This is a genomic window from Klebsiella quasivariicola, assembly GCF_002269255.1.
GTDB lineage: Bacteria > Pseudomonadota > Gammaproteobacteria > Enterobacterales > Enterobacteriaceae > Klebsiella > Klebsiella quasivariicola.
Window position 1 is genome coordinate 5053512 of the sequence record NZ_CP022823.1, and the last position, 12130, is coordinate 5065641.

The 12130-nt window shown below is 48.7% G+C and carries 14 protein-coding genes; 9 read left to right on the top strand and 5 right to left on the bottom strand.

The window, feature by feature from the left end; genetic code table 11:
* Positions 1–156: 156 nt before the first annotated feature.
* The 5 genes from frdA to B8P98_RS25450 all read left to right on the top strand — a co-directional run bounded on the left by frdA (position 157) and on the right by B8P98_RS25450 (position 4097).
* Positions 157–1947 carry a fumarate reductase (quinol) flavoprotein subunit gene (frdA, locus tag B8P98_RS25430; RefSeq protein ID WP_025712610.1) on the top strand — a complete coding sequence of 597 codons (1791 nt, stop codon included), beginning with the start codon at positions 157–159 and terminating at the stop codon, positions 1945–1947.
* Positions 1940–2674, top strand: a complete 735-nt coding sequence (frdB, locus tag B8P98_RS25435) for a fumarate reductase iron-sulfur protein (RefSeq protein WP_004177729.1) — start codon at positions 1940–1942, stop codon at positions 2672–2674. Before frdA ends, frdB begins: the two co-directional genes overlap by 8 nt.
* 10 nt (positions 2675–2684) lie before the next feature.
* Complete coding sequence (gene frdC / locus B8P98_RS25440; RefSeq protein ID WP_095033543.1) at positions 2685–3080, top strand: fumarate reductase subunit FrdC; 396 nt, start codon at positions 2685–2687, stop codon at positions 3078–3080.
* 10 nt (positions 3081–3090) lie between these two features.
* Positions 3091–3450, top strand: coding sequence for a fumarate reductase subunit FrdD (gene frdD / locus B8P98_RS25445; RefSeq protein WP_002885526.1), 360 nt, complete (start codon positions 3091–3093; stop codon positions 3448–3450).
* A 113-nt stretch (positions 3451–3563) separates the two neighbouring features.
* Entirely contained in the window at positions 3564–4097 is a 534-nt protein-coding gene (locus B8P98_RS25450; RefSeq protein WP_025712609.1) for a lipocalin family protein, read from the top strand.
* Here the strand turns inward: B8P98_RS25450 and sugE are convergent.
* From sugE to efp, 4 genes are all read right to left on the bottom strand, one after another.
* Complete coding sequence (sugE, locus tag B8P98_RS25455) at positions 4094–4411, bottom strand: quaternary ammonium compound efflux SMR transporter SugE (RefSeq protein ID WP_025712608.1); 318 nt, start codon at positions 4409–4411, stop codon at positions 4094–4096. The two genes, B8P98_RS25450 and sugE, sit on opposite strands and share 4 nt — an antisense overlap.
* Positions 4412–4554: 143 nt before the next feature.
* Positions 4555–4701: a lipoprotein toxin entericidin B gene (ecnB, locus tag B8P98_RS25460; RefSeq protein ID WP_002885518.1), complete on the bottom strand. Its 147-nt coding sequence runs from the start codon at positions 4699–4701 to the stop codon at positions 4555–4557.
* 159 nt (positions 4702–4860) lie between these two features.
* Positions 4861–4992 carry an entericidin A/B family lipoprotein gene (locus tag B8P98_RS25465; protein ID WP_025712607.1) on the bottom strand — a complete coding sequence of 44 codons (132 nt, stop codon included), beginning with the start codon at positions 4990–4992 and terminating at the stop codon, positions 4861–4863.
* A 73-nt stretch (positions 4993–5065) separates the two neighbouring features.
* A complete protein-coding gene (gene efp / locus B8P98_RS25470) occupies positions 5066–5632 on the bottom strand; it encodes an elongation factor P (protein ID WP_004206421.1) in 567 nt (188 codons plus the stop codon).
* 41 nt (positions 5633–5673) lie between these two features.
* On the opposite strand from efp, the gene epmB reads away from it, so the two are divergent.
* Positions 5674–6702, top strand: coding sequence for an EF-P beta-lysylation protein EpmB (epmB, locus tag B8P98_RS25475; protein WP_042929404.1), 1029 nt, complete (start codon positions 5674–5676; stop codon positions 6700–6702).
* A 159-nt stretch (positions 6703–6861) separates the two neighbouring features.
* Here epmB and B8P98_RS25480 read toward each other — a convergent pair whose 3' ends face one another.
* Positions 6862–7437 (bottom strand): winged helix-turn-helix domain-containing protein, encoded by a 576-nt coding sequence (locus B8P98_RS25480; RefSeq protein WP_025712605.1) that lies wholly within the window; start codon positions 7435–7437, stop codon positions 6862–6864.
* Positions 7438–7815: 378 nt separating this feature from the next.
* On the opposite strand from B8P98_RS25480, the gene B8P98_RS25485 reads away from it, so the two are divergent.
* The 3 genes from B8P98_RS25485 to yjeJ are packed head-to-tail and all read left to right on the top strand — an operon-like array spanning position 7816 to position 12102.
* Complete coding sequence (locus B8P98_RS25485; RefSeq protein WP_095033544.1) at positions 7816–9102, top strand: HlyD family secretion protein; 1287 nt, start codon at positions 7816–7818, stop codon at positions 9100–9102.
* Entirely contained in the window at positions 9095–11215 is a 2121-nt protein-coding gene (locus tag B8P98_RS25490; RefSeq protein WP_080897633.1) for a peptidase domain-containing ABC transporter, read from the top strand. The genes B8P98_RS25485 and B8P98_RS25490 overlap by 8 nt, the downstream gene beginning before the upstream one ends.
* A gap of 26 nt (positions 11216–11241) precedes the next feature.
* A complete protein-coding gene (gene yjeJ / locus B8P98_RS25495; RefSeq protein ID WP_025712602.1) occupies positions 11242–12102 on the top strand; it encodes a YjeJ family protein in 861 nt (286 codons plus the stop codon).
* The last annotated feature ends 28 nt before the right edge of the window (positions 12103–12130 follow it).

Sequence of the window (12130 nt, forward strand, 5' to 3'; positions counted from 1 at the left end):
TAAACATCACTGATAAATAACCGCACATATCGATAAAAAAATCGAACACGTCAATTTTCCATACTGACCCTACGGCTATACTTCTGTACCTATAAAGGAGCAGTGATACTTTTTCGCCAGCCCGGCGGCGAAATACACTAAAACTGGAGGAATGTCGTGCAAACTTTTCAAGCCGATCTCGCCGTAATTGGCGCCGGCGGGGCAGGCCTTCGTGCCGCTATCGCCGCCGCTCAGGCCAACCCCAACGCTAAAATCGCCCTGATTTCTAAAGTCTATCCGATGCGCAGCCATACGGTCGCTGCAGAAGGGGGGTCCGCAGCCGTTGCCCAGGATCACGATAGCTTTGAGTACCATTTTCACGACACCGTCGCCGGTGGCGACTGGCTGTGCGAACAGGATGTCGTCGATTACTTCGTGCACCACTGCCCAACGGAAATGACCCAGCTGGAACAGTGGGGATGCCCATGGAGCCGCCGCCCCGACGGCAGCGTCAACGTCAGGCGCTTCGGAGGCATGAAAATCGAGCGCACCTGGTTTGCCGCCGATAAAACCGGCTTCCACATGCTGCATACCCTCTTCCAGACCTCCCTTCAGTTTCCCCAAATTCAGCGCTTTGATGAACATTTCGTCCTCGATCTGCTGGTCGATGACGGGCAGGCCCGCGGCCTGGTGGCGATGAATATGATGGAAGGCACCCTGGTGCAGATCCGTGCCAACGCGGTGGTGCTGGCCACTGGCGGCGCCGGACGCGTCTATCGCTACAACACCAACGGCGGGATCGTCACCGGTGACGGAATGGGTATGGCGCTGGGTCACGGCGTGCCGCTGCGCGACATGGAATTCGTTCAGTATCACCCGACCGGCCTGCCGGGCTCCGGGATCCTCATGACCGAGGGCTGCCGCGGTGAAGGCGGGATTCTGGTCAACAAAAACGGCTACCGCTATCTGCAGGATTACGGCATGGGCCCGGAAACCCCGCTCGGTGAGCCGAAGAACAAATATATGGAGCTGGGTCCACGCGACAAAGTGTCCCAGGCTTTCTGGCACGAGTGGCGGAAAGGGAACACCATCCCGACGCCGCGCGGCGATGTGGTCTACCTCGATCTGCGCCACCTCGGCGAGAAAAAACTGCTGGAGCGTCTGCCGTTTATCTGTGAACTAGCGAAAGCCTACGTCGGCGTCGATCCAGTGAAAGAGCCGATTCCGGTGCGTCCGACCGCGCACTACACCATGGGCGGTATTGAAACCGACCAGCAGTGCGAAACCCGGATCAAAGGCCTGTTTGCCGTGGGCGAGTGTTCGTCCGTCGGTCTGCACGGCGCCAACCGCCTGGGCTCCAACTCGCTGGCCGAACTGGTGGTCTTCGGCCGCCTGGCCGGGGAGCAGGCCATGCAACGCGCCGCTCAGGCGGGCGAAGCAAACGGCTCCGCGCTCGATGCGCAGGCTGCCGATGTGGAGCAACGCCTGAAAGATCTCGTCAACCGGGAAGGTAATGAAAACTGGGCGAAAATCCGCGACGAAATGGGGCTGTCGATGGAGGAAGGTTGCGGCATCTACCGCACGCCGGAGTTAATGCAGAAAACCATCGACAAGCTGGCCGAATTGCAGGAGCGCTTTAAGCGCGTGCGCATTACCGACAACTCCAGCGTATTCAATACCGATCTGCTTTACACCATTGAACTGGGACATGGTTTAAACGTTGCTGAATGTATGGCGCACTCGGCCATCGCTCGTAAAGAATCGCGCGGTGCGCACCAGCGTCTGGATGAAGGCTGTACCGAGCGTGACGACGTCAACTTCCTCAAGCACACCCTCGCCTTCCGCGAGGCCGATGGCACGACCCGTCTGGAATATGGCGATGTGAAGATCACCACGCTGCCGCCGGCAAAACGAGTCTATGGCGCAGAGGCGGAAGCGGCTGAGAAGAAGGAGACCACCCATGGCTGAGATGAAAAACCTGAAAGTCGAAGTGGTGCGCTACAACCCGGAGGTCGACACCGCACCGCATAGCGCGTTTTATGACGTGCCCTATGATGAGCAGACCTCGCTGCTGGACGCGCTGGGCTACATTAAAGACAACCTGGCGCCAGACCTGAGCTACCGTTGGTCCTGCCGAATGGCAATTTGCGGCTCCTGCGGCATGATGGTCAACAAGGTGCCAAAGCTGGCCTGTAAAACGTTTCTGCGCGATTACACCAAAGGCATCAAAGTTGAGGCGCTGGCCAACTTCCCTATCGAGCGCGATCTGGTGGTGGATATGACCCACTTTATCGAAAGTCTGGAGGCCATTAAGCCCTATATCATCGGCAACAACCGCACACCGGACCAGGGGCCTAACAAACAGACGCCGGCCCAGATGGCGAAATACCATCAGTTCTCCGGCTGCATCAACTGCGGGCTGTGCTATGCCGCCTGTCCGCAGTTCGGCCTGAATCCGGAATTTATCGGCCCGGCGGCGATCACCCTCGCCCACCGCTATAACGAAGACAGCCGCGACCACGGTAAAAAGGAACGTATGGCGCAGCTTAACGGCCAGAACGGCGTCTGGACCTGTACTTTCGTGGGCTACTGCTCGGAAGTGTGTCCGAAGCACGTCGATCCGGCGGCCGCGATCCAGCAGGGCAAGGTGGAAAGCTCGAAAGACTTTCTTATCGCCACCCTGAAACCACGCTAAGGAGTGCATTATGACGACGAAACGCAAAGCCTACGTGCGGCCGATGACCTCCACCTGGTGGAAAAAGCTGCCGTTTTATCGCTTCTACATGGTGCGGGAAGGCACGGCGGTACCGACGGTATGGTTTAGCATTGTGCTGATTTACGGGCTGTTTGCCCTCAAGCACGGCGCCGAAAGCTGGGCGGGATATATCGGATTCCTGCAAAACCCGGTAGTGGTGATCCTCAACCTGATCACCCTGGCGGCGGCGCTGCTGCACACCAAAACCTGGTTTGAGCTGGCGCCGAAAGCCGCCAACGTCATTATCAAAGGCGAAAAAATGGGGCCAGAGCCGGTCATTAAAGGGCTCTGGGTGGTAACGGCGGTGGTCACGGTGGTGATCCTGTTTGTTGCCCTGTTCTGGTAAGGAGACTCAGATGATTAATCCCAACCCGAAACGTTCCGATGAACCCGTATTCTGGGGGCTGTTTGGCGCAGGCGGCATGTGGGGCGCGATTGTCGCGCCGGTGATGGTGCTGCTGGTGGGCATCCTGTTGCCACTCGGGCTCGCCCCGGCCGACGCCTTCAGCTATGAGCGCGTACTGGCCTTTGCCCAAAGCTTCATCGGCCGCGCATTCATCTTTCTGATGATAGTGCTGCCGCTGTGGTGTGGGCTGCATCGTATTCATCACGCCATGCACGACCTGAAAATCCATGTACCAAACGGTAAGTGGGTCTTCTACGGCCTGGCCGCAATCCTCAGCGTTATCACTCTCGTTGGCGTACTGTTTATCTGATCCTGCAAGAGCCCGGCTGCATTTCTGCTACCGGGCTCGCTTCATAGAAAAATCTTGCCGCCTTTTCCCTGCCGGACTCTACACTTAGCTTAAAAGCCAGCAAGGAGCATGCCATGCGTATCCTGCCGATAATGACCGCGATTGCCGTCTCGTTCCTGTCTGTCGCCTGCAGCTCTCCCACCCCGCCGCCGGGCGTCACCGTAGTCAGCCCCTTCGATGTTCAGCGCTATCTGGGTACCTGGTATGAAATCGCCCGCTTTGACCACCCTTTTGAGAGTGGGCTGGAAAAGGTCACGATCGCCTGGCACCCCCGTGATGACGGCGGTCTGGACGTGACCAATAAAGGCTATAACCCCGACCGCGGCATGTGGCAGAAAACGGACGGGGTGGCCTACTTTACCGGGGAGCCCAGCCGCGCCGCGCTGAAGATTTCCTTCTTCGGCCCTTTCTACGGCAGCTATAACGTCATTGCGCTGGATAAGGAGTATCGTTACGCGCTGGTCTGCGGCCCCGATCGCGATTATCTCTGGCTGCTGGCCCGGGCGCCGACCATCGCCCCCGAGGTCAGGCAGCAAATGCTGGATATTGCCACCCGACAGGGCTTTGATGTCAGCAAACTGGTCTGGGTCAATCAGCGCTACAACTAGTGGGCACTGAGCTTCAGGCCAATAATGCCAACCACGATGCAGGCGAGGCTCGCAATACGCATGGCGCTGGCCGATTCCCCTAACAGGACGATACCGGTCACGGCGGCGCCCACGGCGCCGATCCCGGTCCAGACCGCGTAGGCGGTACCAACCGGCAGGGTTTTCATCGCCCATGAGAGCAGCGCCATGCTGGCCACCATCGCCACGATGGTGATAACGCTGGGAACCAGGCGGCTAAAGCCATGGGTATATTTCAGGCCGACGGCCCAGACCACTTCCAGCAGGCCAGCGATAAACAAGACTATCCAGGACATAAGGCTCCTTTGCTGGGGCCGTCCCCGGATGAGAAACGCTTACGGGTCGTCCCGCAAGGTGTATGAAAAGTCGTGATGAGTATAGCCAACAGAATGGGGGAAGTGAAGAACGGTACGGCGTATAACCGTACCGTCGACGGCGTTTATTGCTGAGCTTTGGTTGCCGCGCCAGAGATTGCGTTGCCGCCGTCTGAAATATCCTCACCAACGCCACGTGTGGTGTTACAAGCGGTCAGTGCCGAAGAGAGGACCAAAACCGTAAAGAACGCTGCAATCGTTTTTTTCACCATAATGTCATCCTTAGTGTCAGTTTTGTTTTCATGCTCTATAAGCATAGACAAACCGTCCAAAGATGAAGGGATCTTTGCGTTTTTTAAGAGAAAAGGAGTATCTATGGAGGAGCCTGACATATCGGTAGGCAAGCGTCATTAACGAAACGGCAGGGAAATTTAGCTCACAGCGTGAGAGATAGCGTGGCCCAGCCCCTGAATATCTTCACCCACACCGCGGGCGGTATTGCAGCCAGCCAGCAGGACGCTGCTCAGAAAGAGTAACACCAGGAGTTTAACGCTGCGCTTCATGTGTCGTGCTCGTCGTGCCTGTAAGGAGAGAGCGGCGCAGCACGGAGGCTGCGCCGGTCATCATGACGCGAAATTACTTCACGCGGGATACGTATTCGCCAGAGCGAGTATCCACTTTGATCACTTCGCCAATCTGAACGAACAGCGGAACCTTAACCACCGCGCCGGTGGACAGGGTCGCTGGTTTACCGCCGGTACCCGCGGTGTCGCCTTTCAGACCTGGATCGGTTTCCACGATTTCCAGCTCAACGAAGTTCGGCGGGGTGACCGCGATCGGCTGGCCGTTCCACAGGGTCACGATGCACTCAGCCTGATCCAGCAGCCACTTAGCGTTGTCACCGATTGCTTTCGCGTCAGCAGACAGCTGCTCGAAAGTTTCGTTGTTCATGAAGTGCCAGAACTCACCGTCGTTGTACAGATAAGTCAGGTTCATATCGACAACGTCCGCGCCTTCTGCGGAATCGGTAGATTTGAAGGTTTTCTCAACACGGGTACCGGTCAGCAGGCGGCGCAGCTTAACGCGTGCAAACGCCTGGCCTTTACCTGGTTTAACGAATTCGCTGGCTTCTACCGCATAAGGTTCGCCATCTAACATGATTTTAAGACCAGCACGAAAATCGTTGCTATAGTAAGTCGCCATAAGGCCCTCTGAAATTGTTTAACTGGTAGCTAAGCCACAAAATGGCGCATATTGTAACCCTAAATACCCCATCCAGAGAAGATTGGATAACGCAACTTGCCAATGTTGTGACCAGTCCTGATGAACTGCTGCGTCTTTTAAATGTAGACGCTGATGAAAAACTACTGGCCGGACGCGAGGCCAGACGCCTGTTCCCGCTGCGTGTCCCGCGCGCGTTTATCGCCCGCATGGAGAAAGGTAACCCTAACGATCCGCTGCTTCGTCAGGTACTTACCGCCGAGGAAGAGTTTATCGTTGCCCCCGGTTACTCCACCGATCCGCTGGAAGAACAACACAGCGTGGTGCCCGGTCTGTTGCACAAATATCGCAACCGGGCCCTGTTGCTGGTGAAAGGCGGTTGTGCAGTCAATTGCCGTTATTGTTTCCGCCGCCACTTCCCGTATGCCGAAAATCAGGGCACCAGGCGCAACTGGCAAACGGCGATGAATTACATTGCGGCGCATCCACAACTCGATGAAATCATCTTCTCTGGCGGCGATCCGCTGATGGCGAAGGATCATGAACTCGACTGGCTAATGACCCAGTTGGAAGCCATTCCGCACGTTAAGCGCCTGCGTATTCACAGCCGCTTGCCGATTGTGATCCCGGCACGCATCACCGAGACGCTGGCCAGCCGCTTCCAGCGTTCGTCGCTGCAGGTAATTCTGGTTAACCACGTCAATCACGCGAATGAAATTGACGATGAGTTTCGCGCGTCGATGGCCATGCTGCGTCAGGCGGGCGTCACGTTGCTCAACCAGAGCGTGCTGCTGCGCGGGGTGAACGACAACGCGCAAGCGCTGGCCGACCTCAGCAATGCGCTGTTCGACGCCGGCGTGATGCCCTACTACCTGCACGTGCTGGACCGGGTACAGGGGGCGGCACACTTTATGGTCAGCGATGATGAAGCACGTGAAATCATGCGTGAGCTATTGACCCTTATCTCCGGCTATATGGTGCCGAAGCTGGCGCGAGAGATCGGCGGCGAACCCAGCAAGACACCGCTGGATTTGGGCCTGAAGCAGCGTTAATGCTTCCGAATCAGTATACAGCAGTAGCCTTCTTCTAAAACCGAACAACATACCCAGCCTCCAAGAATACTGGAGGCTGGATATAAAAAGATACACATGACGATAAATGATAAGGAGCATTCATTTATCCAACATAATTTAGCTATACTTCAATAAAAATCAAATATACCTAACACATAAAAAAACTATATTGATTATAGCCATTACGGCTACAATAACAAAGGTCCACAATGATAGTTGTAGTGATGTTAATCCATTGATCCTGAAAGTTTTCTTTACGCTATTTTGTACTTCAGCATCATCGATTTTGGCTATATATTTATCATTTATTATTCGCATGCTTGCGTCGGTACTTAACGGTTGAGCACTATTGAACTCGTTCTGCAGTGTAACTTGTCGGATTACGGTTCCGGTAGCAATGACGAAGCCACGTTGTCTCACCGTAACAACAACATCCTGAGTCAGTCCCGCTCTGAGCAACGATTTCCTTAGTAAGGAGATATTTTGATAAAAAGTATTTTGCGAAACAACGACACCACGCTCTTTCCACACAGCGGATAAAAATTCATCTCGGGAAATAATGTTTCCATTACTTTCTAAAAGTAGTTGTAAACATCGGGCTGTGGGGGTATTTAACGTAATGGCTTCATGGTCTTTCCCCGCTACTGGCTGAAGCTCATTCACGTCCATATTAAAAATAACCTCATCATTAATGATGTATGAATTAAATGTCATAAAGCATTTCCATATTCTTTATTTATCGGAGAAACCAATTATTCTCGTATAATTCACAGAAAAAAACAGATGCGCCAATCCATATAAAAAACTAATCTTCTTCAGAATCCCAATGTTACCCATTAAAAATATAAATCTGAAAAATATATACGCCCATGATAAGAGCTTCACAAGCTCACGTCATTTTACGATCTAATCTCATTCAATACAAAAGAAATGTAAATTTATGCATAATTCATATGCACTTCATAGTTAAAAACAGTAAATTAATACAACGTCCGCCAAGATGTAAAGTCCGGCGGACATGTTACAAACATCATATAATTTTCTCTTGCTGTCAGAAAATTATCTTCGAATCAATAACAAAAGTGGAAGCTCATGGCACGAAAGCTCTATCGCAAGGAAGCGATTGAATATAAGAAATTACACTGGAAAGGAAAAGCATTATTACTGGCAGGTATGCCTGTGTGGCTTATCGTAATTCTGTCAAGTTGTTTTCTTATCGCACTCATCTCGACCCTTATCCTATGTACATTCACCCAACGTATAGATGTGCGAGGGGAAGTCATTACACTACCGCATTCCGTTAATGTCTTTGCACCGCAGCAAGGCTTTGTCTTAAATCAATATGTTAAGGTCGGCGATATAGTCAAAAAAGGTCAAAAATTATATGAAATAGATATTTCCCGTAACACCACTAACGGTAATGTGAGTCTTGCTCAGACAGCCGTCATAAATGAAAAGATCACTAATGCAGAGAGCATTATTACAAAACTAATTCGCAACAAAGATGAAACATTGAATGCATTAGACACACAACTAAATACGATTAAAAAGTCTCTTAGCGAAACAACCTCAATGCTTGCCAACACGCAGGCAGGGTTGAATAAAATTCATCAGAATCTTTCAAGTTATGATAAATATCTGAAAGAAGGTCTAATTACAAAAGATCAGTACAACTATCAGCACTCACTTTATTTTCAACAGCAAAGTGCGTATCAATCTCTGGTAAGCCAAAAGATGCAACTGGAATCTCAGATAACCCAGTTCACTAGTGATAAAGTCACCAAGGCGGCAGATTTTGATAATCAAATATCAAACCAACAAAATCAAATTAATGATTATAAAAATCAACTTGTTGAATCCGATGCAAAAGGCAATGTCATCATCAAGGCTACAACGGATGGAAGAATCGAATCGCTAGCCGTAACCAAAGGGCAAATGGTTGATAATGGAAGTAGTTTGGCACAAATAAAGCCTACAGGTAATGTGGAGTACTATCTCATTTTATGGTTGCCAAATAATAGTATTCCTTACGTAAAACCTGGGGATACTATCAACATCCGTTACGATGCCTTTCCTGCAGATAAATTTGGTCAATTTCCAGGAGAGGTAATATCGATATCATCTATGCCTGCTTCACGACAGGAAATGTCAGAATATACTAACGTCAATAATGGCACTAATCAACAAGAGCTCGCACTATATAAAACGATTGTAAAAATCAAGCAAAAATCCTTTAGTTACAATGGAAAAACATTGTACTTATCTAATGGATTAAAAGCTGAAGCTGTTGTTTTTCTTGAAGAACGTCCGTTATATATGTGGATGTTTACTCCGTTTTATAAAATTTCTCAAAGTGTGAGCGGCCCAATTAATGAATAAAAAACTCTTTGAAACGATTATTGCAAAGTTAAATTTTTCTCTGATTAAGAAAACACCGGTAATTTTACAATCAGAATCAGCGGAATGTGGTATTGCTAGCCTGGCAATGATCTGCGGGCACTATGGATTAGATATAGATTTATTTAATTTCCGCCAACGCTTCGGCAGCCCATCGCAAGGCGCTTCACTGCTGCATTTAAGCAAAACGGCCGAGCGTGCAGGCCTTAAAAATCGCGCGCTTTCATTAGATTTAGATGAAATAAAGCAGCTAAAGCTCCCTTGTATTCTCCATTGGGGAATGAATCATTATGTCGTTCTAACGAAAGTACGAAAATCTAGCTATGTTGTGCATGATCCTGCTTTGGGTAAACGTATAATTGGTTTGCAGGAGATGTCTAATAATTTCACCGGCGTGGCTCTGGAACTTTGGCCCGATCAGAACTTTCAACAAGAAAAGGCAAAAGCACGCTTACGTTTATTAGACCTGATGCGAAACATTGTCGGATTAAAATCTGCATTAATTAAAATCTTCGCATTCTCTGTCGTAATCGAAGCCATTGGCCTTTTACTCCCTATTGGTACCCAACTTGTCACAGACCATGTCATCATGGCCCATGACCAGAGTCTGTTATCCGTCATTTGTATAGGACTGGTCTTTTTCACTCTCTTCCGTACCTTTGTCAGTATGCTAAGGGCATGGACCTCACTGACTCTCAATACTCTGACCAATATTCAATGGAAAACGACATTGTTTGATCACTTGACAAGTTTGCCGTTATCCTTTTTTGAAAAACGGCATCTTGGTGATATCCAGTCACGTTTTACTTCATTGGATACTATCCGATCAACGTTCACTAACAGTATTGTCAGTGGCATCATTGACTCGATCATGACAATTGGTCTGTTAATTATGTTAACTCTTTACGGCGGCTGGCTAGTATGGGTGGTTGTCGGATTTACGCTTTGCTACGCCATTATGCGCCTGGCGACATACCGTTTTTACCGTCGGGTAGCAGAAGAGCAAGTCATTAAAGGAGCCCGCTCGAGCTCTCATTTCATGGAGTCACTTTATGGAATATCAACGATTAAAGCTCTTAATTTAAAAGAGCGCCGTTCGCAGCATTGGCTTAATATTAACATTGATGCATGTAATGCAGGAATTAAACAAACTCGCTTTGATATGATGTTCAGTGGCATAAACACCTTCATATCATCTATAGATCAAGTTGCTATCCTATGGTTAGGCGCCATTATGGTGATTGATAACAACATGACGTTAGGTATGTTTATGGCGTTTAACTCTTATCGTGGGCAGTTTTCTCAAAGAGCATCTAACTTGATAGATCTCTTTATGCAACTGCGAATGTTATCATTACATAACGAGAGACTATCTGAGATTGTTTTCAGCGAACCCGAGAAAGAGCTCCCAGCACGTCGAGTTTTCGATGAGAATAGTGGAGTGAAGCTGGAGATCAAAAATCTCAGTTATCAATATGACCCGTTCTCGCAACCTATTTTTTCTAACTTTAACCTGCAGGTTGAGCCAGGAGAATCTATTGCGCTTGTTGGACCTTCAGGTGTCGGTAAAACGACTTTACTGAAAGTGATGTGTGGTTTGTTATCTCCAACGTCAGGTGAAGTAATTGCCGATAATCTTGACATTTATAAAATAGGGCTTAATAACTACCGTTTGGGGACTGCATGCGTCCTACAAGAAGATCGTCTTTTTTCAGGGTCAATTAGCGATAACATCAGCGGATTTGAAGATAATGCGGATGAAGAGTTAATTGTTGAGTGTGCCCGACGCAGTAATATTCATGATGAAATCATGAAAATGCCAATGGGTTATGAAACAATGATAGGTGAGTTAGGACTGGGGATTTCAGGCGGCCAAAAACAAAGACTCTTGATTGCCAGAGCGCTTTACCGCAAACCGAGTATTTTGTTTATGGATGAAGCAACTAGTCATCTTGATTTGAAGAATGAAGCTGCCATAAACCAATCTATTGCTAGTCTAAGCATAACCCGAGTCATTGTCGCGCATCGTCCTTCAACGATAGCGTCTGCAGACCGGATAATTGATCTTTCTCAGTATGGAAAGCAAGCATCATAAACTTAATAATGGAAAAGGATAACCATATGATAAGTACTGTGCTAGGTTTTAACACCGCAATCATAAAGCAAAATGATAATTTTCTTGCTCTGGCGCTGAAAATCAAAAAAGAAGACAACACATGTCGAACATATTATTTACAATATACGACATTAGCTGATTTGTTAATTATTTTAAGAAATCAATTACACAGGGTAGCTCATCGATTGTTAGAACATGGTGAAACCTATCGGGATCAGCTGCATGAGCAGGCAGAGATTTGTATAAAAAACATTCCAGAAATAGATACTAACGAAGTACAGATGCCTGAACCTGAGAGAAGAATCGCGTCATTAACGCTCAAACCAGGAAAATCGGACTCAACGCTGATCGCCATGCTTCAATCAGAGCAAATTGAAATTATCACAATTGATGACACGCAAGCGGAGGTACTTCTACTTGCAATACGCCAGGCATTTTTACACGCTGATGCCGAAGATTTTCTCAACCTTATAGATTCCACTACAGATTTTGTGATGCTGTATGCAGTGCAAATTATGGAAGATACTCGTTTTAACTATGAATATTTTGAACACGAATTATGGAAACAGAATCTATTTTCTCACCATCTCGCGGTACTTTATTGTTATGAAACCGAAAATGGTAAAAAAATTCTCTCCGGAGCCGTAATTAAAACGAATGCAGTTCATCCTTCTGAAGCAGAAAATAGTATCACTATACGCATCAATGAACAGTGTCCAAAATTAAGGGTAGTAAATGAAAAGTATTCCTTGTGCGAGATATTCAGTAAAGTTATTCCGACTGTTGGCAACATGGATAGTTTGGAAGCCTGTCTGCATCCATTAAAGACATTTTTTATTGAGCAACAGGCAAAACTTGAGATTTAAGGGAAAAGCTCTCCTTCGAAGAAGGAGA

Excerpts from the sequence above, each read along its gene's own strand:
- frdB (WP_004177729.1), top strand. The coding sequence starts at position 1,940 with ATGGCTGAGATGAAAAACCTGAAAGTCGAAGTGGTGCGCTACAACCCG.
- frdC (WP_095033543.1), top strand. The coding sequence starts at position 2,685 with ATGACGACGAAACGCAAAGCCTACGTGCGGCCGATGACCTCCACCTGG.
- frdD (WP_002885526.1), top strand. The coding sequence starts at position 3,091 with ATGATTAATCCCAACCCGAAACGTTCCGATGAACCCGTATTCTGGGGG.
- B8P98_RS25450 (WP_025712609.1), top strand. The coding sequence starts at position 3,564 with ATGCGTATCCTGCCGATAATGACCGCGATTGCCGTCTCGTTCCTGTCT.
- sugE (WP_025712608.1), bottom strand. The coding sequence starts at position 4,411 with ATGTCCTGGATAGTCTTGTTTATCGCTGGCCTGCTGGAAGTGGTCTGG.
- ecnB (WP_002885518.1), bottom strand. The coding sequence starts at position 4,701 with ATGGTGAAAAAAACGATTGCAGCGTTCTTTACGGTTTTGGTCCTCTCT.
- B8P98_RS25465 (WP_025712607.1), bottom strand. The coding sequence starts at position 4,992 with ATGAAGCGCAGCGTTAAACTCCTGGTGTTACTCTTTCTGAGCAGCGTC.
- efp (WP_004206421.1), bottom strand. The coding sequence starts at position 5,632 with ATGGCGACTTACTATAGCAACGATTTTCGTGCTGGTCTTAAAATCATG.
- epmB (WP_042929404.1), top strand. The coding sequence starts at position 5,674 with ATGGCGCATATTGTAACCCTAAATACCCCATCCAGAGAAGATTGGATA.
- B8P98_RS25480 (WP_025712605.1), bottom strand. The coding sequence starts at position 7,437 with ATGACATTTAATTCATACATCATTAATGATGAGGTTATTTTTAATATG.
- B8P98_RS25485 (WP_095033544.1), top strand. The coding sequence starts at position 7,816 with ATGGCACGAAAGCTCTATCGCAAGGAAGCGATTGAATATAAGAAATTA.
- B8P98_RS25490 (WP_080897633.1), top strand. The coding sequence starts at position 9,095 with ATGAATAAAAAACTCTTTGAAACGATTATTGCAAAGTTAAATTTTTCT.
- yjeJ (WP_025712602.1), top strand. The coding sequence starts at position 11,242 with ATGATAAGTACTGTGCTAGGTTTTAACACCGCAATCATAAAGCAAAAT.